Source organism: Streptomyces fradiae ATCC 10745 = DSM 40063, assembly GCF_008704425.1.
GTDB lineage: Bacteria > Actinomycetota > Actinomycetes > Streptomycetales > Streptomycetaceae > Streptomyces > Streptomyces fradiae.
Genome location: NZ_CP023696.1, coordinates 258,126 through 276,989, shown reverse-complemented (window position 1 = coordinate 276,989; position 18,864 = coordinate 258,126). Strand labels below are relative to the sequence as shown.

General features: G+C 76.7%; 15 protein-coding genes and 2 pseudogenes. 5 read left to right on the top strand and 12 right to left on the bottom strand.

The genetic code is table 11. The features are described 5' to 3' along the window. Window positions 1-99: 99 nt before the first annotated feature. The 7 genes from CP974_RS01165 to CP974_RS01135 form a co-directional block, all read right to left on the bottom strand. The gene (locus CP974_RS01165; RefSeq protein WP_031128798.1) at window positions 100-1,086 is read right to left on the bottom strand and encodes an NAD-dependent epimerase/dehydratase family protein; all 987 of its coding nucleotides are present in this window, start codon (window positions 1,084-1,086) and stop codon (window positions 100-102) included. 110 nt (window positions 1,087-1,196) lie between these two features. Next, window positions 1,197-2,291, bottom strand: coding sequence for a carboxylate-amine ligase (locus tag CP974_RS01160; RefSeq protein ID WP_031128797.1), 1,095 nt, complete (start codon window positions 2,289-2,291; stop codon window positions 1,197-1,199). Window positions 2,292-2,360: 69 nt separating this feature from the next. Continuing rightward, window positions 2,361-3,356 carry a glycosyltransferase gene (locus tag CP974_RS01155; protein WP_166463182.1) on the bottom strand — a complete coding sequence of 332 codons (996 nt, stop codon included), beginning with the start codon at window positions 3,354-3,356 and terminating at the stop codon, window positions 2,361-2,363. Then, window positions 3,353-4,309, bottom strand: a complete 957-nt coding sequence (locus CP974_RS01150) for a glycosyltransferase family 9 protein (RefSeq protein WP_037936597.1) — start codon at window positions 4,307-4,309, stop codon at window positions 3,353-3,355. The genes CP974_RS01155 and CP974_RS01150 overlap by 4 nt, the downstream gene beginning before the upstream one ends. Beyond that, complete coding sequence (locus CP974_RS01145) at window positions 4,306-5,313, bottom strand: glycosyltransferase family 9 protein (RefSeq protein WP_031128791.1); 1,008 nt, start codon at window positions 5,311-5,313, stop codon at window positions 4,306-4,308. The genes CP974_RS01150 and CP974_RS01145 overlap by 4 nt, the downstream gene beginning before the upstream one ends. Then, on the bottom strand, window positions 5,310-5,942 hold the full coding sequence (locus tag CP974_RS01140; RefSeq protein ID WP_078915352.1) for a D-glycero-alpha-D-manno-heptose-1,7-bisphosphate 7-phosphatase: 633 nt from the start codon (window positions 5,940-5,942) through the stop codon (window positions 5,310-5,312). Before CP974_RS01140 ends, CP974_RS01145 begins: the two co-directional genes overlap by 4 nt. Before the next feature lie 254 nt (window positions 5,943-6,196). After that, window positions 6,197-7,216, bottom strand: coding sequence for a glycosyltransferase (locus CP974_RS01135; RefSeq protein WP_031128787.1), 1,020 nt, complete (start codon window positions 7,214-7,216; stop codon window positions 6,197-6,199). A gap of 461 nt (window positions 7,217-7,677) precedes the next feature. Between CP974_RS01135 and CP974_RS01130 the strand changes: the two are divergent. Beyond that, window positions 7,678-8,066 (top strand): annotated as a pseudogene (locus tag CP974_RS01130) (SRPBCC family protein). A 51-nt stretch (window positions 8,067-8,117) separates the two neighbouring features. On the opposite strand, the gene CP974_RS01125 reads toward CP974_RS01130, so the two are convergent. Next, window positions 8,118-9,362 carry an aromatic acid exporter family protein gene (locus tag CP974_RS01125; RefSeq protein ID WP_037936594.1) on the bottom strand — a complete coding sequence of 415 codons (1,245 nt, stop codon included), beginning with the start codon at window positions 9,360-9,362 and terminating at the stop codon, window positions 8,118-8,120. Between the two features lie 98 nt (window positions 9,363-9,460). Between CP974_RS01125 and CP974_RS01120 the strand changes: the two are divergent. After that, window positions 9,461-10,259: pseudogene (locus tag CP974_RS01120) on the top strand (SDR family oxidoreductase). A gap of 102 nt (window positions 10,260-10,361) precedes the next feature. Here CP974_RS01120 and CP974_RS01115 read toward each other — a convergent pair. The 4 genes from CP974_RS01115 to CP974_RS01100 form a co-directional block, all read right to left on the bottom strand. Further along, entirely contained in the window at window positions 10,362-12,011 is a 1,650-nt protein-coding gene (locus CP974_RS01115) for a catalase (protein WP_031128782.1), read from the bottom strand. A gap of 105 nt (window positions 12,012-12,116) precedes the next feature. Then, window positions 12,117-12,905, bottom strand: coding sequence for a metallophosphoesterase family protein (locus CP974_RS01110; RefSeq protein ID WP_031128781.1), 789 nt, complete (start codon window positions 12,903-12,905; stop codon window positions 12,117-12,119). Beyond that, window positions 12,902-13,156 (bottom strand): hypothetical protein, encoded by a 255-nt coding sequence (locus tag CP974_RS01105; protein ID WP_031128779.1) that lies wholly within the window; start codon window positions 13,154-13,156, stop codon window positions 12,902-12,904. The genes CP974_RS01110 and CP974_RS01105 overlap by 4 nt, the downstream gene beginning before the upstream one ends. Beyond that, window positions 13,153-13,800, bottom strand: a complete 648-nt coding sequence (locus tag CP974_RS01100; RefSeq protein ID WP_031128778.1) for a nucleotidyltransferase family protein — start codon at window positions 13,798-13,800, stop codon at window positions 13,153-13,155. The genes CP974_RS01105 and CP974_RS01100 overlap by 4 nt, the downstream gene beginning before the upstream one ends. Window positions 13,801-14,378: 578 nt before the next feature. On the opposite strand from CP974_RS01100, the gene CP974_RS01095 reads away from it, so the two are divergent. From CP974_RS01095 to CP974_RS01085, 3 genes are all read left to right on the top strand, one after another. Continuing rightward, the gene (locus CP974_RS01095) at window positions 14,379-16,403 is read left to right on the top strand and encodes an NAD-binding protein (protein WP_031128776.1); all 2,025 of its coding nucleotides are present in this window, start codon (window positions 14,379-14,381) and stop codon (window positions 16,401-16,403) included. A gap of 96 nt (window positions 16,404-16,499) precedes the next feature. Then, entirely contained in the window at window positions 16,500-16,922 is a 423-nt protein-coding gene (locus tag CP974_RS01090) for a cold shock domain-containing protein (RefSeq protein WP_031128774.1), read from the top strand. A 138-nt stretch (window positions 16,923-17,060) separates the two neighbouring features. Then, window positions 17,061-18,827 carry a carboxylesterase/lipase family protein gene (locus CP974_RS01085; RefSeq protein WP_223844549.1) on the top strand — a complete coding sequence of 589 codons (1,767 nt, stop codon included), beginning with the start codon at window positions 17,061-17,063 and terminating at the stop codon, window positions 18,825-18,827. Window positions 18,828-18,864: the final 37 nt, after the last annotated feature.

The window sequence follows — 18,864 nt, the reverse complement described above, 5'->3', positions numbered from 1 at the left end:
GATTCCGGGCGTCGTCGGGTGTCCGGTGGGAGGCGGCCGCGGCTGGTGGGAGGGCGGAGGGGGCCGCGGGCCGTGGAGGGGGCCCGCGGTGCCGGGCCGTCAGGTGCCGGGGGCGGCGGCCCCGGCGCCCTCGGCGGCTGTGGCGCGGAACCACTCGATCGTGCGCCGCAGCCCGTCCTCGGCCGTGATCCGCGGCTCCCACTGGAGCTTGTCGCGGGCGAGGGTGATGTCCGGGCAGCGCACGGCGGGGTCGTCGGTGGGCCGCTCGATGTACCGGATCTCGGAGCGCGAACCGGCCAGCCGGATCACCAGCCGCGCCAGCTCCAGCATGGTGACCTCGACCGGGTTGCCGATGTTCACGGGGCCGCGCAGCCCGTGCCCGGCCGCCGCCAGGACGCCCCGCACGGTGTCGTCGACGTAGCAGAGCGACCGGGTCTGGCGCCCGTCCCCGGTGACCGTCAGCGGCTCCCCCGCCAGGGCCTGCCGCACGAACGTCGGCACGGCGCGCCCGTCATGGCCCCGCATGCGCGGCCCGTAGGTGTTGAACAGCCGGACGATCCCCACGTCCGTGCCGTACGTCTCCGCCTGGGCGGTCGACAGCGCCTCCGCGAACCGCTTCGCCTCGTCGTACACGCTGCGCGGGCCGACCGGGTTGACGTTGCCCCAGTAGCGCTCGTTCTGCGGGTGCTGCCGCGGGTCGCCGTACACCTCCGAGGTGGAGGCGAGCAGGAACCGCGCCCCCGCCCGGTGGGCCATCGCCAGCGCGTGCCGGGTGCCGAGGCTGCCGGCGTCCAGGGTGTGCAGCGGCAGCCGCAGGTAGTCGGCGGGCGACGCGGGCGAGGCGAAGTGCAGGACGAGGTCGGGCGGGCGCCCGACGTCGAACGGCTCCGAGACGTTCGCCTCCAGCAGGGTGAACCCGGGGTGGCGCAGCAGCGGGGCCACGTTCTCGCGGCGTCCGGTGCTGAAGTCGTCCACGCAGGTCACGGCCGTTCCCGCGGCCAGCAGCGCGGAGCACAGGTGGGACCCGACGAAGCCCGCGCCGCCGGTGACGACGGCGTGCTGCCAGTTCCGGGCGAAGGTGCTCATACGGTCTCCTCGGGGTCGGCGGTCACCACGGTCTCCCCGCCCGGGGCGGGAGGGGAGCGGGGTCGGTCGGGATCGGGGCCCGGGGGCCCGGCGCGGGGCGGCGCCGGCGGTCAGGGCGCCACGGTCTCGGTGATCAGCAGGTCCGTCAGCGCGGACATGCCGCCCTCCGCCAGCACCCCGCGCTGGAGGTCCGCCGAGGTGCCCTGCTGGAGCAGCCGGTGGATCAGCGAGGTCACCTCGCGGGTGTCCCCGGCGGCCTCCAGCGCGGGGGTCACGGTGTCGAGCAGCCGGGCCAGCACGTCCCCGGCCCGCCGCGAGCGGCCGTCCGGGTCCATCAGCAGGTCGCTCAGACCGTGCCGGGCCGCGTACCAGTTCGCGGCCTGCAACCGCTCCGGGGGGCAGTCCGGCAGGGGCTCCCCGGCCTCCTCGGCCCGCAGGGCGGTGGTGACCATGGCCCGGATCAGGCCCGCGAGCATCACGGCGGCGTCGGCCCGCAGCTGCACGTCCGTACAGCGCACCTCCACCGTCGGGTAGCGCTCCGACATCCGGGCCTGCCAGTAGATCTGGCCGGTGTCGCAGACCGCCCCCGAGTCCAGCAGGGCCGCGATCCGGCGGTCGTGGTCGGCGGCGTCGGCGAAGGCCGGCGGGGGTCCGCTCACCGGCCACCTGCCGAAGATCACCGTCCGCCAGCTCGCGAACCCGGTGTCGTGTCCGTCCCACAGGGGCGAGTTGGCCGACATCGCGACCAGGACCGGGAGCCAGGGCCTGATCCGGTTGAGCACCGCCACCGCGGCCGCCCGGTCGGGCACCGCGACGTGCACGTGCATGCCGTTGACCAGCTGCTCGTCCACGAGCTGGGGCGCCTGCGAGTGCATCGCCAGGTAGCGGGCGGTCTCCGTGACCGGCACGGGGGCCGCCTGGCGGTACGGGGCGGTGCCCGCCGCCACGATCCGGCAGCCGTTCTTCTCCGCCGCGGTCCCGAGCGCGTGCCGCAGCCGCAGCAGGTGGCCGCCGACCTCGTCGAGGTCGGAGCAGACCGGGGTGGCCACCTCGATCTGCGCCTGCAGCAGCTCCGGCTGGACCTCCTGGGCGTCCACGATCGGACCGAGCCCCGCCGCCCTGCGGACCTCGTCCGCGAGGGGGACCGGCAGGCAGGTGACCGGATCGACGAGGAAGAACTCTTCCTCGACCCCAACTGTGATCATGTGCCGCCGGGTACCCGTTTGAAGCGGGGCGAATCGGTATAAAAGGCGCTAAGCGCTTCCCTCACCCGATCAGCCGACACCTGCCTCCGGCGGGCGACACCCGCCCCGATCACCGCCCTCCACGCGCCGTGCGGCCTCCTCGACGTGCGCGGGCAGCCGCCGCCGGGCCCGCAGAGCCGCCGGGAGCCGCTCCAGCACCCCGCGCAGCGCCTCGCGCGCCTCGCGCGCCTCGCGCGCCTCCGCGCCGCGCCGGGCCGCGTCCGCCGCCAGCCGCCCGGTGCGCCGCAGCGCCACGCCTACCGGGCGCCGCAGCCAGGCCGTCAGCACGGCGTTGCGGCGCATGACCGCGCGGCGCCCGCCGCGTACGCCGCCGACCGGGCCGTGCACGGCCACCACCTCGGGGCAGTGGCACACCGCCCAGCCGCACGCCTCCAGGTCGTACGCGAGCAGCTGCTCCTCACCGGCGAAGAAGACGACCGGGTGGTAGCCGCCCGCCTCCAGGTACGCCTCGCGCCGTGCGACGGCCGCGCAGGCGAGGAAGCCCAGTACCCGCGTGCCGGGCAGCCCGGGCTCACGGCCCAGCGGCGAGGAGGCCAGCTCGGCGTTGAGCGGGTCCTCACGCCTGCCGTCCTCGCCCACTCGCACGGACGCGGCGACCAGGCCCAGGCGCGGGTGGTCGTCCAGCAGCCGCTCCGCCGCCGCGAGCGCGCCCGGCTGCCACCAGGAGTCGTCGTCGCTGAAGGCCACGTAGGGCGTACGGGCGTGCCGCACGCCCAGGGTGCGGCCGACGGCCCCGAGGTTCCGGCCGGGGGAGACCAACAGGACCTCGGGATACCGGGCGGCGACCGCCTCGGCCGTGCCGTCCGACGAGGCGTTGTCGACGACCACGACCGGCGGGCGCCCGGGCAGCGCGGCGAGCCGCTCCAGGGTGCGCAGCAGCTGGTCGCGCCGGTCGCGGGTGATGACCACGACGGTCGTACGCGCCCACGCGGCACCCGGTGGCGCGGGGCCGCGCCGCTCGGTCGCCGGTCCGGCGCCGCGGCGGTCTGGCTGGTCGGCGGTCACCGCGCGGACACCTCCAGCAGGGGGAGCAGCGCGTCCAGGACCTCGTCCGGCCCGATGCGCAGCAGCCCCGGATCGGGCTCCCGGCCGTGCGGGTCGCCCGGCGGGCCCGGGTGCCACAGCGCGACGTGCCGGCCGCCGCCGGGCGGGCCCCACAGGTGCGGGGGCACCGGCCCGAACAGCGTCACCGACGGCGCCCCGTACGCCGCGGCGACGTGCGCGACGCCCGTGTCGCCGCTCACCACGGCCCCCGCCCCGGCGCACAGCGCGGCCAGCCGCCCGTACGGCAGCCCGCCCGCGAACACGTCGCCGTCGTCGAGACCCGCGGGGCCCGCCACGCCCGCCAGCAGCCCCTCCTCGCCCGGCCCGCCGGTCAGCACCACCCGGTGGCCGCGCCGCCGCAGCTCCCGCACGACCCGCGCGTACCGCTCCGCCGGCCACCGCCGGGCGGGGGCGTCCGCCCCGGGATGGACCACCACCGCGCCGGGCGCGGGCGACGGATCGGCGGGCGGCGCGAGGCGCAGGTCCGCGGGGTCGGCCGGGACGCCGTACCAGCGCAGCAGCCGGCACCAGCGCTCCCGCTCGTGTTCGTCCGCCGTCCACACCGGCCCCTCGATGTGCGGGGTGCCCGGATGGGCGAACGCCAGCAGCCGGCCCGGCCGCCCGGTCCGCTCCAGCAGCAGGTGGCTGGACGGCCCGCGGCCGTGCAGGTCCACGGCCGCGTCCGGCGCCGGCCCCCGCCACGCGAGCCGCACCGGTACGGCCCGGCCGGGCGCCGACGAGGGCAGCAGCGTGTCCACCGCGTCGACCGCCGCCACCGCCTCGGCCAGCTGACCGGGCGCGGCGAGCACCACCTCGTGGCCGGGGAAGCCGCGCCGCACCGCCCGCAGCGCGGGCACCCCGGCCAGCAGGTCGCCGAGCCCCAGCGCCCGCAGCACCAGGACGCGGGGCCTCACGCCCCCGTCCCCAGCAGCTTCCCGACGGCGGCGACCACGTCCTTCGCCCGCACTCCGTCCAGGCACGGGTGGCCCGGCACGGGGCACGCGCGGGCCCGTGACCCGGCGCACGGCGCGTCCTGGTCGCCCAGCAGCACGTGCGGCACGCCGTAGGGGCCCCACCGCTCGGCGGGCACCACCGGCGAGAACAGCGACACGACGGGCGTCCCGACGGCCGCCGCCAGGTGCGCCGGGCCGGTGTTCCCGGTCACCACGGCGCCCGCCGCCGCGAGGACCGCCGCGAGCTCGGGCGGGCGGGTCCGGCCGCCCAGGTCCACGCCGTGCGCCCCCGCCACGTACGCGGTCAGCTCCCGCTCGCCGGGGCCGCCCGTGACGACGACCCGGTGGCCCGCCCCGGTGAGCAGCCGCACCGCCTGCGCGCACCGGTCGGGGCTCCACCGGCGCGCGGGGACGCTCGCTCCGGGGTGGACGGCGACGTACGGGCCGGGCCCGGTCAGCTCCGGCGCCGCCGGCGCGTGCCGCACCCGCAGCCGCCCGTCGTCGCCCGGCGGGAGGGGGAAGCCGGCCGCCCCGGCGAGCGCCAGCGCCGCCTGCGCCTCGTGGGCGTCCGGGGGCCGCTCATGGCGCACGTCGAGGAGGGAGCCGGGCGCGTCCACGCTGTCCGCCGCGATGTGCCCGACCCCCGCCATGCGCAGCAGCAGGGCGGCGGGCAGCGGGCTCTGGTGGAACGACGTCAGGACGAGCGCCGCGTCGAACCGGCCCGCCGCGAGCCGCTCCACCATCCGCCCGACGTCCGCCCGGTCCACCGCAGGAGGGGAGAACCCGGCCCACGGCGCCTCCCACACCAGCACCTCGTCCACCCCCGGCAGCAGCCGCGCCGCGGGCGCCCCCTGCGGCCCGCACCACATCGCCACCCGCTCCGCGCGGTGCGCCACGGCCCGCACGGCGGGCCCGGCCAGCAGCACGTCGCCGAAGCTGTCGAGGCGTACGACCAGCGCCCTCATACGGGCCTCCGCACGGCGGACGGGCGTCCCAGCACGTGGCGTACGGCGCCGACCAGGTCCCGGCACACGTCCGGCGCGGACGCCACCTCGGCGGGCAGCGTCCGCGTCGTGGGCACCAGCACCCCCCGGGCGCCCGCCGCGCGCGCCGCGCCCATGTCGGCGCCGATGTCGCCGATGACCACGCACCGCCCGGCCGGCACCCCGAGGAGCCGCGCCGCCTCCAGGACGAGGCCGGGCGCCGGCTTCCGGCAGCCGCAGCCGTCCTCCGGGGTGTGCGGGCAGTGCACCCACACGTCCATCGGCCGCCCCAGCAGGGTGTCGACGCGGGCGTTGACCTCCCGCACCTCCGCCTCGGTGAGCAGGCCCCGCCCGATGCCGGACTGGTTGGAGACCACGCCGACCGGGACGCCGCGCGCCCGCAGCAGCCGTACGGCCTCGAAGGCGCCGGGCATGAGCCGCACCCGCTCCGGGTCGCCGTTGTACGGCACGTCCACGATGAGGGTGTCGTCCCGGTCGAACAGCACCGCGCCGGGCAGGCCGGTGCCGCTGCCCCCGTCCTCCGGCCCGTCGCTCCGCCCGGCCGCCGCGAGCGGTGGGGCGGCGCCGTCCGGGTGCGGCCTGCGCGGCACGGCGTCCGCAGGCGGCCGGGGGAGCCCGGCGCCCGGTTCCGGGGCCGGAAGCGGGGTGGACGCGGCGGCCACCGCCCCCGGACCGGCGCCGCGACCGGACTCCCACGGCTCCGGCGACCGGGTCGGTCCCGGCGGCTCCGGTGGCCCCGTCGGTTCCGGCGCCTCCCGGGCCTGCGCCGGCTCCGGCAGCCCGCGGCCCTCCCGCATCCGGGAAGGCTCCGGGGCGAGTCGGCGCGCCCCGCCGCCGTCGCGGCTCACGCGGCACCGCCGTTCCAGGCCCCGGCGGAGCGGTGCCGCAGCTCGCCGGCCAGCCGGTGCCAGGTCGCCAGTGCCGGGATCGCCGCGCTGGTCACCAGCATGGTCACCACCTCCTCGCGGGTGCGCGGCCCCGGTGCGATCCGGGCGCGCGCGAACTCCGCCGTCCCCAGCAGCCACGCGGCCACCGCCGGCACGGCCGCCCGGGGGCGGCCCGCGGCCGCGAGGAGGACCCCCAGCGCACCGGCCGCCGTGACCGCGGCGTGCCGCCGGATCCGGCCGCGCGGCGCGGCGGCCCGCGCCCACCAGCCGGGCCCGTGCAGCCGCACCATCAGCGCGTCGTCGGCGTTGCCGCGCTGGAGGCGCAGGGACACCCACCGGTCCGCGGGGCGCACCGGGTGCTCCGTGCGCCGCGTGCCGCGCCGGATCAGCCAGCCCGCGTCGATCACCCGCAGGGCCAGGTCCGCGTCCTCGCGGAAGGCCCGCCGGAACCGCTCGTCGAAACCGCCCACGGCGCGCAGCGCCTCCGTCCGGTACGCCATGTCGGCGGTGGCCCACAGGGCCCGCTCCAGACCGGCGGTGTTGCGCTCCCAGTCGGTGGGCCGCCGGTCGGCGGGGAGGGGGACCCGCAGCACGCCCTGCACCGCGCCGGTGCCGGGGGACGCCTCGGCGAGGTCGCGCGCGAGGGCGGTCCGCCAGGAGGGCCCGACGCGGACGTCGTCGTCGAGGAAGACCGTCCACGGCTCCTCCACCTCCCGCAGCCCCGTGTTGCGCGCGGCGGCCGGACCGCGCCCGCCGCTGCGGACCACGACGGCCCGGTCGGCGAGCGCGCCGAGCGCGTCCAGCGGCAGGTCGCGGGGGAGCGCCCCGGGCGGCGGCTCGCCGGGCCGGTCGTCCACGACGACGACCCGGTGCGGCGCGGGCCCGTCGCTCGCGGCGAGGGCGGCGAGGCAGTCGGCGAGGCAGGGCCGCCCCACGGTGGGGACGACCACGGCGTACGGGTCGGGCGGATGGCTCATACGGCGGCGCCTCCGGATCCGGGACCGGTCAGGGGACGGGAGAAGTGCCCAGGTTTGATCACCTTACGCACGGATCACGCACCTCGCAGTCCGATCCGGCCGACCAGCGGCCCCACCGAACCGCCGGCTGCCGGCCCGCCACCCCGCCGATGCGCACCAGCCCACCGGCCCGCCGATGCGCACCAGCCCACCGGGCCGCGCCGGACCACCGGACCCCCGAACGGTCCGGTCAGGCCGGGCCGCCGCACCGATTGGCTTGAACCGCCGAAGTTGGTTTATCGTTCACCTATGCGGCGGTGGAGATCCCTCCACTCCCCGCGACAGCTGCCCCGGCTGGTTCCCCCGTCCAGCCGGGGCTTTCTCGTCCCCGCGCCCCTCCTCGGCGCCTTCCGGCGGGCGCCTCCCGCCGTACATCCGTGCGGAACGGGCATGACCCGCCGCCACCGAGGACCCGGTGAGCGATGACCGATCACGATCGCTCCCTGACGATGCCCGCCCCGCCCGAGCACGTCCTCGACCAGGCGGCCGGCATCGGCCGCCGGGAGGAGTGACTGGTGCGCGACCTCCGCGTCCGGGCGGACGACCTCCCGGCGGTGACCGTCCACGAGGACCGCGCCGACGAGGACACCCCGCCCCTGCTCCGCCCCGCACCCGCGCGGACGGCGCCTACGCGGGGTGGCTGCGCAGGGTCGCGGGCATGGACGGCGGTGCCGGCGAGGCCACCGTCCACCTGTCGTCCTTCGACGAGGCCCACGATCCTGGCGAGCGCCGGGTGGCGGAGGCCTTCGACGGCGGGCTGCGGCGGCTCCGGGAGCGGGTCCGCCCGGGCACGGAGCCCCCCGGCGGCTGAGCCCGCGCGCCCGGCACCGACCGCCGTGCGCGCCCGCTGGCACCGGCCCCGTCACGTCTCCACGCTGGGGCGGGTGGGCGCGTTGCCGGTGCCGCGCAGGCGCGCGGCGAGGGCGGCCAGGCGGGGGTAGCGCTCGTTCAGCTCCGCGGCCCGGCGGTCCAGTTCCTGCGTGAGCCGCTCGGTGCGCTTGTCGACGTCGAGCTCGTCGAGGATGCGGTCCACCTCCGCCAGCAGCGCGCCGTGCAGCTGCCACTGCCTGGGGTGTTCCTGGACGTCCTCCAGCAGCAGGTCGGCGACCCGGTCGCGGGCGGCGCGCCCGTCCGCGAGGGCCTCGGCCAGCCGGTCCTCCGCCTCCTCCGCGCTGGCGGCGACCTGGGTGGTGATCAGGGCGGCGAAGCTCTCCACCGCCCGCGCCATGTGCCCGAACAGCTCCCTGAGCTGCCCGGCCACGTCCGGCGGGAACAGGTTCTCGTCGGTGCGGTGCTTCGCCAGGTCGGTCATGGTCCGGGACAGCACGCGCAGCACGACGGCGCAGATCTCCAGGGTGTCCAGGCCGGTCCGCAGCACGATCCGGGCCAGCAGCCCGTCCCGTACGCGGGGGTTGAACCGCAGGGACTCCTCCGCCTGCCGCAGCGAGGCGTCCACCTCCACGATGGCGTGGTCCAGCCGCCGGGCCTCGTGCAGCCGGGCCGCCGCGTGCGCCACGGGCACATGGCCCAGGCCCGCCACGTCGTCGCCCATGGCGCGCAGTATGCGGCCCATGTCGGAGGCCATGCCGTCGATGGACGCCCCGGCGGGCTGCACCCACACCGGCGGTGCCAGCAGCAGGTTGAACAGCATGCCGACGCCCGCCCCGATCAGGGTCTCCAGGATGCGGTGCCACGCGGCCGACCCGACCTGGGTGACGCCGAGCACGAGCATGGCGCTGATCGCGACCTCGGGCACGAACTCGCTCACGCGCACCAGATGGCCCACGATCAGCGCCGCGAAGATGGTCAGCCCGAGGCTCCACCAGGTCAGGCCGACCAGCGAGCTGAACACGATGGCCACCACCACTCCGGCGATGACCGAGTTGACGCGGCGGATACCGGTGGTCAGGGTCGCGTACAGCGTCACCTGCACCACGAGCAGCGCCGTCAGCGGCGCGGTGAGCGGCGCGGGTTGCGGGGGGAGCACCATGAGGGCGACCACGTACGAGATGACGGCGGCGACCGTCGACCGCAGCGTCTGCGCGGCCACGGGCTCCCTCGTCCGCCGTACCAGTTTGAACACGGGGGCTGTCGTCACTTCCGGCATCCCGTTCCCCTGCCCTCTCGTGTCGTGCTCACAACCGGTCGCCCCCGTCCGCGTCCGGCCGGGGTTTGCGGCCCACCGGGCGTGGTACCGGCAGCCGCATGGACCACGCATCCCCCGTAGCCGTCGTCACCGGTGCCGACTCGGGCATCGGCCGCGCCACCGCCGTCCGGCTCGCCCGCGAGGGCATGGACGTCGGCATCACCTGGCACACCGACGAGGAGGGCGCCCGGCACACCGCCGAGGAGGTGCGGTCGCACGGCCGCCGCGCCGCCGTCGCCCGGATGGACCTGACCGACCTGCCCGGCGCGGCACACGCCGTCGACGACCTCGCGCGGGAGCTGGGCCGGATCGACGTGCTGGTCAACAACGCCGGCACCGGCACCGCGACCCCCTTCCTCGACATCCCCTACGAGACCGTCCGGGACGTCCTCGACGTGGACCTCGCCGGACCGTTCCTGTGCTCCCAGCACGCCGCCCGCCGCATGATCGACCAGGGCGGCGGCGGACGGATCGTCAACGTCACGTCGGTGCACGAGCACCAGCCGCGCGTCGGCGCCGCGCCGTACTGCGCGGCCAAGGGCGGCCTCGGTCTGCTGACGCAGGTGCTGGCGCTGGAGCTGGCCGAGCACGGCATCACCGTCAACGCGGTCGCGCCCGGCGAGATCGCCACGCCCATGACCGGCCAGGAGGACCGGGACGTGCGCGAGGAGCGCCGGCCCGGCATCCCGCTCGGCCGGCCGGGCGACGCCGCGGGAGGTCGCGGCCGTCATCGCCTTCCTGGCCGGCGCGGACGCCTCGTACGTGACCGGCGCGTCCTGGAGCGTCGACGGCGGGATGCTCCGCATGGGCCCGCAGGCCGGCTCGCACCTGGAGAAGGACGACTGGCGCCGCCCCTGACCCGCCACCGCCACCGCCACCGCCACGGCTCCCGGCGGCAGAGGCGGCGGCCCGCGGCGGGACCGGCACGACGGACCGGTCCCGCCGCGGGCCGCGCCCGCGTCACCGCTCGACGACGAACCGCTCGTTCGGCACGCAGTGCGTCATCGTCAGCCCGGCCACGTCCCTCGGCGGGTTCTCGCCCAGGTTGGCCAGCCGCTTGCGGTCCTCGTCGGTGAGCGTCTGGCCCGGCAGCGGCTCCAGGCCGGCCACGTCGCGGGGGCCGATGCCGATGCCGTCGCCGACGCGTACGCCCAGGTCGTTGTCGACCATGAGGAAGTGCCACACCATGCGCTCCTGGACCGGCCGGTCGCACTGCGCGAGCGCGTCGACGAGGTTGCGCACCAGGTCGTCGCGCTCCCACCGCTCCATGAGCTGGTAGCGCTGCCCGGCCTGGAGGTAGTCGTTGGTGCGGGGGATGCGCTTGCGGGTGAGGCGCCCCCTGATCTCCGGGCCCTGCTCGTCGTGGGCGGGGCGGTCGCCCTCCCTGAGCCCGCCCATGAGGGACGGCTCGTAGTTGGTCGAGGGGTCCTCGCCGACCCCGGCCCCGGCCCCGGCCCCGTCTACGTGATACGTCATCTGGCCGTCGCGCTGGTTGGTGCGCACCTGCGCGTGCTTCGCCTGGTTCACCGGCAGCTGGAGGTAGTTCGGGCCGACCCGGTGGCGCTGGGTGTCGCTGTACGAGAAGGTCCGGCCGACCAGCATCTTGTCGTCGGAGAAGTCCAGGCCGTCCACGAGCACGCCGGTGCCGAACGAGATCTGCTCGTTCTCCGCGAAGAAGTTCTCCGGCATCCGGTCGAGCACCATCCGGCCCACCGGCTTCGGCGGGAAGTCCTGCTCGGGCCAGGTCTTGGTGTCGTCCAGCGGGTCGAAGTCCAGCTCCGGGTGCTCGTCGTCCGGCATCATCTGGACGAGCAGCTCCCACTCGGGGTACTCGCCGCGCGCGATGGACTCGTACAGGTCCTTCGTGGCGTGCCCCAGCCCCTGGGCCTGGGTGTTCGCGGCGTCCTCGGCAGTCATGCTGCGCACGCCCTGCTTGGGCATCCAGTGGTACTTGACCAGCACGGTCTCGCCCTCGGCGTTCACCCACTTGTACGTGTTCACACCGAAGCCCTGCATGTGGCGGTAGTCCGAGGGGATGCCGCGCGGGCTGAACAGGTTGACGAGCATGTGCATGCTCTCCGGGGTCCTCGCCATGAAGTCGAAGATCCGCCGGGGCTGCTGCTCGAAGGTGACCGGGTCCGGCTTGAGCGCGTGGATCACGTCCGGGAACTTGATCGCGTCCCGGATGAAGAACACCGCCAGGTTGTTGCCGACCAGGTCCCAGTTGCCGTCCTCGGTGTAGAACTTCACCGCGAAGCCGCGCGGGTCGCGGGCCGACTCCGAGGAGTCCCGCCCGCCGATCACCGTGGAGAACCGCACGGCCAGGTCGGTGCGCCGGCCGCGCTCCTGGAACAGCTTCGCGCGGGTGAACCGGCCGATCGGCTCGTCGCCCCAGGCACCGTACGCCTCGAAGTACCCGTAGGCGGTGACGCCCCGCGCGTGGACGACGCGCTCGGGGACGCGCTCCCGGTCGAAGTGGCTGATCTTCTCCAGGAACTGGTAGTTCTCCAGCGTCGCGGGGCCGCGGGCGCCGACCGTGCGCTGGTTCTGGTTGTCGTAGACCGGGTGGCCCTGGCGGTTGGTGAGCACCTTCCGGCTGTCGTCCGTCACGATCTCCGGCTCCTCTCAGGCTGCGGGGCTGCGGCATGCCCGAATTGTCCGACATGTCGCAGTACCCCCGTTACCCGTTCGGAGGGTGCGCCTAACCGAACCGCCTCAGCGGACCCTGGTCCTCTCCGCCGCCCCGTCCGGCACCGCGCCGGCCGCAGGCGCGGGCCGCTCCCGCACCGGCAGCCGGTACACGGCGAACGCCTGCCCCAGCACCGGCTGCGCCACGTTGCGCACCCACACCCCGCCGCCGGTCATCCCGTGCTCGCTGCCCATGTGCGCGTGGCCGTGCACGGCCAGATCGGCGCCCGCCTCGTCCACCGCCTGCGCCAGCAGGTAGCTGCCGAGGAACGGGTAGATCTCCGGCGGCTCCCCGGCCAGGGTGTCCGGCACCGGCGCGTAGTGGGTCAGCGCGATCCGCACCGCGCAGTCGGCCTCCCGGAGCATCCGCAGCGACGCGGCCAGCCCGTCCGCGCACCGCCGCGTGTACCGGATGAACTCCTTCATCACCGGCTCGCCGAACTCGCCGCCGCTGCGCCCGGCGAATCCGCCGCCGAACCCCTTCGTCCCGGCGACGCCGACCCGCACCCCGCCGACCCGCAGCACCGTGCCGCGCCCCTCCAGGACGGTCACCCCGACCTCCTCCAGGACGGCGCTCACCTCGTCCTGGAGGTCGCTCTGGTAGTCGTGGTTGCCCAGCACGGCCACCACCGGCACCGGCAGCCCCGCCACCTCGCGGGCCACCACACGGGCCTCCTCGACCGTGCCGTGCCGGGTCAGGTCGCCGGCCAGGAGCAGCAGGTCCGCGCAGTCGCCCAGGGTGTCGAACGCCGGGCGCAGCGCGCCGGCGCTCTCCGGGGACATGTGGATGTCACCGACGGCGGCCACCCGGATCACGAGAGCTCCTCCTGGCGCGTCGGCGCGTCGGAGCCGGCCACCACCAGGTCCTCGTGGAGAGCCAGCCCGGCCAGTTCCTCGCGGGCGATGCGCAGGACCTCGCCGCGGCACGCGGCGCCGGACACCGTCCCGTAGAGCGCCACGCCGCCGCCGCGCTCCTCGATCCGCACGCCCAGCTCCGCGATGTCCTCGCTCGCCAGCCGGTCCCGCAGACGTGCGATGCGGTACTCGGCCGTGTCGGCGCCGCTCATCGCGTCGCCCCCTTCGGCTCGATCACGTTCAGGCGCTCCAGCAGGTACAGGAACGCCTCGGGCATGGGGCGGCCCGCGCTCTCCCGGCGCAGCAGGTGCCAGTCGATCCGCTCCCGGAGCACCCGGGCGATCGGCAGCACCGAGCCGAAGTCGCAGTGGTGCTCGGAGAACGCCGCGAGCTGGCTGCCCATGAGGTCCGTCGGCGCGAGGACCGGCATGTGCACCGAGTCCACCGGCAGGACCTGGGCCCGCTCCAGCAGCTCCGCGGTGACCGGGTGCCGGGCCAGCTCGAAGATCAGGTCGATCTCCTCGCCCCGGCAGGTCGCCTTGATCAGCCAGTCCTCCGGGGGCTTGCGGACCCGGATGCCGGCACTCTGCAGGGCCTCGGTGACGGCCTGCTCGTCCTCGCGCAGGACGGCGAAGTCGGTGTCGTGCTGCAGGCTGGCCGGTACGCCGTGCGCGTACGCGGCCACGCTGCCCGCCAGGGCGAACCGGTGCCCGCCGGCCTTCAGGATGCCCGCGACCTGCTTCGTGGCCTCCAGGATGGCCTGGGTGCGGTCCGGCGGCAGTGGCGGGCCGCCCGCGACCTCGCCGGGCGCGGGCGCCACGGCGAGACGGGCGGCCTCGTCGACCTGGTTCTTCACGGTGTCGGCCCCCTTCTCAGGACTGGAGGGCGACCGGGTACCCCGAGGACCACCACCCTATCCCGCCGGACCGGCGAATCACCCGGGGGAGGGGGCCGCCGGGCCCCGCCCTCCGGACCGCCCCCGCCGTCCCGGGCGGGGCCGGCCGGTCAGGGACGGGCCGCACGGACACCGGTCCCGACCCGGTCCCGACCAGCTGACCGCACCGCACCCACCGCGCCGGTCGGCGGCGCACCGCACCGCACCCACCGCGCCGGTCGGCGGCGCACTGCACCGCACCCACCGCGCCGGTCGGCGGCGCACCGCACCGCACCCACCGCGCCGGTCGGCGGCGCACTGCACCGCACCCACCGCGCCGGTCGGCGGCGCACCGCACCGCGTCCGCACCGCACCGCGTCCGGCCGGCACCGCGTCCGGTCGGCGGCGCACCGCACCGCACCGCGTCCGGTCCGGTCCCCGACGGGCGGCGTCCTCGCGCCACCGGCCGACCCGGCGGACGGCGCGCGGTGGGGCGGCGGCATGCTGGGGGCGTGTCTCCGATTCCCCAACAGCCCGCATACAGGCCCGAGATGGGCCATATGGTCGTCTGCGGCGACGACGCCCTGGCCCACCGCCTCGCGTACGAACTGCACGACGTGTACCGCGAACGGGTGACGCTGCTCGTCCCCGGCCGCCCCGCCGCCGCCCCGCGCGAACCCGGCCGCCGCGCCCGCACCGCGACCGGACTGGGCGGCAACGCCCTCGCCCTCTTCGGGCGGCTCTCCGCCGCGATGACCCGCCCGGCCGCCGGGGACGCCCGCCCCGGCCGGCCGGGGCGCGGCGACGGTCCGGGCCCCGCGGCCGGCGCCGTGCGGGGCCACCTCGCCCCCTGCGACCCCGACCCCTACGACACGCTCGGCGGCCAGACGCTCCGGCGCGCCGTCGAGGTCGTCGAGACCGCCGAGGCGGACGAGGCGGCCCTCGTCGAGGCGGGCGTCGAGCACGCCGCCGCGCTCGCCCTGGTCCACGAGGACGACGAGACCAACATCCGCACCGCCCTGCTCGCCCGCCGCCTCAACCCCCGGCTGCGGCTCGTCATCCGCATGTACAACCGCAAGCTCGGCCAGCACCTGGAGGAACTCCTCGACCAGGCCGCCGCCGTCGCCACCCCCGACATCGACCCCGAGGTCCTGGACGCCTCCACCACCGTCCTCTCCGACGCCGACACGGCCGCCCCCGCGCTCGCCGCCACCGCGATCGCCGGCACCAGCAAGGTCGTCCACGCGGACGGGCTGCTGCTGCGCGCCGTCGAGCGCACCCCGCCCCGCTCGGGCGAGGTCGCCGACCCCGGCCTGTGCACCCTCGCCCTGCTGTCGTCCACCGCCACCGACCCGGCCGGCAGCGACGGCACCGACAGCAGCGGCGAGCAGGGCCCCCGGCTGCTCCCCGACGACGGCGCGGTCGCCGCCGCCACCGGGCGCGGCACCGTCGCCCTGGAGGCCGTCACCTACGCGGGGCCGACGCTCGCCGCGCCCCGGCTCTCCACCGCCTCCGTGCCGTTCGCGTCGCTCTTCTCCCCGCGGCTGCGCTGGTCGCTCGCCGGGCTCGCCGCGGCCGTCGCCGCCATCGCCCTGGCCTCCTGGCTCACCACCGACGACCACCCCCTGCACGCCGCGTACCTCACGCTGCTCGACATCTTCGCCATCGGCGACCCGGCCGTGGACGAGCCCGCCGAGCGGCAGGTCCTCCAGCTCCTCTCCGGCTTCGTCGGGCTGCTCCTGCTGCCCATCCTCGTCGCCGCCCTCCTGGAGGCCCTGGGCACCTTCCGCACCGCCACCTCCCTGCGCCGCCCGCCCCGCGGGCTGTCCGGCCACGTCGTCCTGCTCGGCCTCGGCAAGGTCGGCACCCGTGTCCTGACCCGGCTGAGGGAGCTGGGCATCCCGGTCGTCTGCGTCGAGTCCGACCCGGAGGCGCGGGGCCTCGCGACCGCCCGCCGCCTGCGCGTGCCCGTCGTCCTCGGCGACGTGACCGAGGAGGGAGTCCTGGAGACCGCCCGCATCCACCGGGCGCGCTCCCTGCTCGCCCTGACGAGCCTCGACATCACCAACCTGGAAGCCGTCCTGTACGCCCGGTCCGTCCGCCCCGACCTGCGCGTGGTGCTGCGGCTGTACGACGACGACATCGCGACCGCCGTGTACCGCACCCTGCGCGCCGCCCATCCCGGCGCGCTCACCCGCAGCCGCAGCGTCTCCCACCTGGCGGCCCCCGCCTTCGCCGGGGCCATGATGGGCCGGCAGATCCTGGGGGCGATCCCCGTGGAGCGGCGCGTCCTGCTGTTCGCCGCGGTCGTCGTCGCCGGCCACCCCGAGCTGGAGGGGCGCACCGTCGCCGAGGCGTTCCGGCCCGGCGCCTGGCGGGTGATCGCCCTGGACCCGAGCGACCCCGCCGACCGGCGCCCCGACCTGGCCGCCGTCCACCGCGGCGACGCCGAGGACGGGCGCCCCGGCCTCGTGTGGGACCTGCATCCCGGCTACGTCCTGCGCGCCGAGGACCGCGTCGTGCTCGCCGCCACCCGGCGCGGGCTCGCCCAGCTCCTCGGCCGCGGCGCGGCGGCCACCCCCTGACGCACGGCCGGGCGCCGGGTCACTAGGGTGGCCCAGGCCCGGCCTGGCCGCTGCAGCGGTGGCCGGCGGCGAGTGGCGAGGTGTGGAGGAACGGCTGTGCTGATGATGGGCAAGATCCTGCGGTTCGACGAGGTGCGGGGCTACGGCTTCATCGTGCCCCGCGAGGGCGGCGAGGACGTCTTCATGCACGCGAACGACCTGGTGGACGAGAAGTACCTCTACCAGGCCGGGCGCGAGGTGGAGTTCTACCTGGAGATGGGCGACAAGGGGCCCAAGGCGTCGGAGATCCGCCTCGTGGACCGCGCGCCCCGGCGCGCGCCCGCCCCGCGCGCGGACGGCGGGGAGGAGGCGGACGAACTCGACGACGACACCCTGGACGTCCTGACGACCGCGGAGTTCCGGGCCGAGCTGACCGAGGCGCTCATCGAGGCCGACGGCACCCTGACCGCCGCCCAGCTCAAGCGGGTCCGCACCCGCGTCCTGGAGCTCGCACGGGACCACGGCTGGGTCGAGGCGTAGGCGCGCGCGGGCCGGGCGTCCGCGTCGCGGCGGGCGGGGCGCCACCCGTCCGCTTCCGGTCGGTTCGTGCGGGTTGCGGGTGCCGCGTTTCGTGGAACACATGCCCGCAGGCGCACGTACCGACGAGAGGATGCGGCCATGCGCGCAGGACGCGAGGGCGGGTCCGCGGCCCGGTGGAGGACGGTGGCCGCGGCCGCCACGCTGGCGGCGGTGCTCACGGCGGCATCCGCGGCCCCGGGGCCCGCCGGTGCCCCGGACGGATCGGCCCCGGACCGGTCGGCCCCGGATCGCCCGGCTCCGCAGGGGGCGGCCCCGGATCGCCCGGCTCCGGACCGGACGGCTCCCGACCGCGCGGTCACCGGTGCCCCGTACGGCGGCACGGACTTCGCCGGGGAGGTCGTCCGGACCGAGACGGGCCCGGTGCGCGGCGTCAGGTCCGGGGAGCACACGCTCTTCCTCGGCATCCCCTACGCGGCCCCGCCGAAGGGCGCGTACCGCTGGACGCCGCCCCGGCCGGCCGCCCGCTGGTCCGGGGTGCGGGACGCGACGAAGCCCGGACCGCTGTGCCCGCAGGTCCCGTCCTCGTACGCCCCGATCGCCAGCGAGGAGGAGGACTGCCTCGTCCTCAACGTGACCACGCCGCCCGGATCGGCCCGCCGTCCGGCGCCCGTCCTGGTGTGGATCCACGGCGACGGGGCCGTGGGCGGGGGCGCCTTCTTCGACGGGCGCCGCCTCGCCGCCCAGGGCCTCGTCGTGGTGACCGTCAACTACCGCATGGGCGTCTTCGGCGGGCTCGCCCTGCCCGGGCTGGAGGGCTCCGGCACCTTCGGCCTGCAGGACCAGCAGGCGGCGCTGGCCTGGGTCCGGCGCAACGCCGCCGCGTTCGGCGGCGACCCGGGGAACGTCACCGTCGCGGGCGTCTCCTTCGGCGCCGCCGCCATCGCCGGGCACCTCACGTCGCCCGGCGCGCGGAACCTCTTCGACCGCGCCGTGATGGCGAGCGGCGAGGGCATGCTGGACATGCCCGCCGGCGCGATGGGCCCCGGCGTGCCGGGATACCCGTGGTACGTCTGGCGCACCGACCGCGAGATGCGGGGCATCACCACCGAGATGACGGCCCCCCTCGGCTGCGCCCACCGGGACCCCGCCCGCACCCTGGGCTGCCTGCGCGCCCTCCCCGTGAAGCGGATCCTTGAGGTGCCGCACATCATGAACGCCTTCCAGGCGTTCGGCTACGGCACCCCCGCGCTGCCCGAGCTCCCGGCCGGGGCCCTGCGCGAGGGACGCTTCCACCGGGTGCCCGTGCTGTCCGGCGCGACCCGCGACGAGCACCGCACCTTCGTCGGCATGCTGTACGACGCCGTGGGCAAGCCCATGACGGAGGACGGCTACCGGGAGGCGCTGCGCACCGCGTTCGGCCGGAACGCCGAGCGCGTCCGGGCCGCCTACCCCTCGGACGCCTTCCCCTCGCCGGGCCTCGCCTGGGCGACCGTCGTCACCGACCGCATGTGGGCGCGCGGCACCGAGGCGCAGAACCGGGCACTGGGCCGGCACGTCCCCACGTACGCCTACGAGTTCGCCGACCGCGACGCCCCGATGTTCCTGCCGCTGCCGGGCGGGTTCGACTTCGGCGCCTACCACGCGGGCGACCTGTCCTACCTGTTCGAGGACGAGAAGGCGGAGCCGCTGTTCACCCCGGCGCAGCGGGAGCTGGCGGCCACGATGACCGCCTACTGGGCGGCCTTCGCCCGGTCGGGCGACCCGAACGCGCCGGGCCTGCCGCGGTGGACCCCGTACCGCCCGGGCGACCGGCCGCCGTACACGCAGTCGCTGGCGCCCGACCGGATCGGCCCGGTCGACTACCACCGCGAGCACCGCCTCGGCTTCTGGTCGCGCCTGCCCTGACACCCCGCCGCCTCCCTCCGCCGTCCCCGGTCCGCGG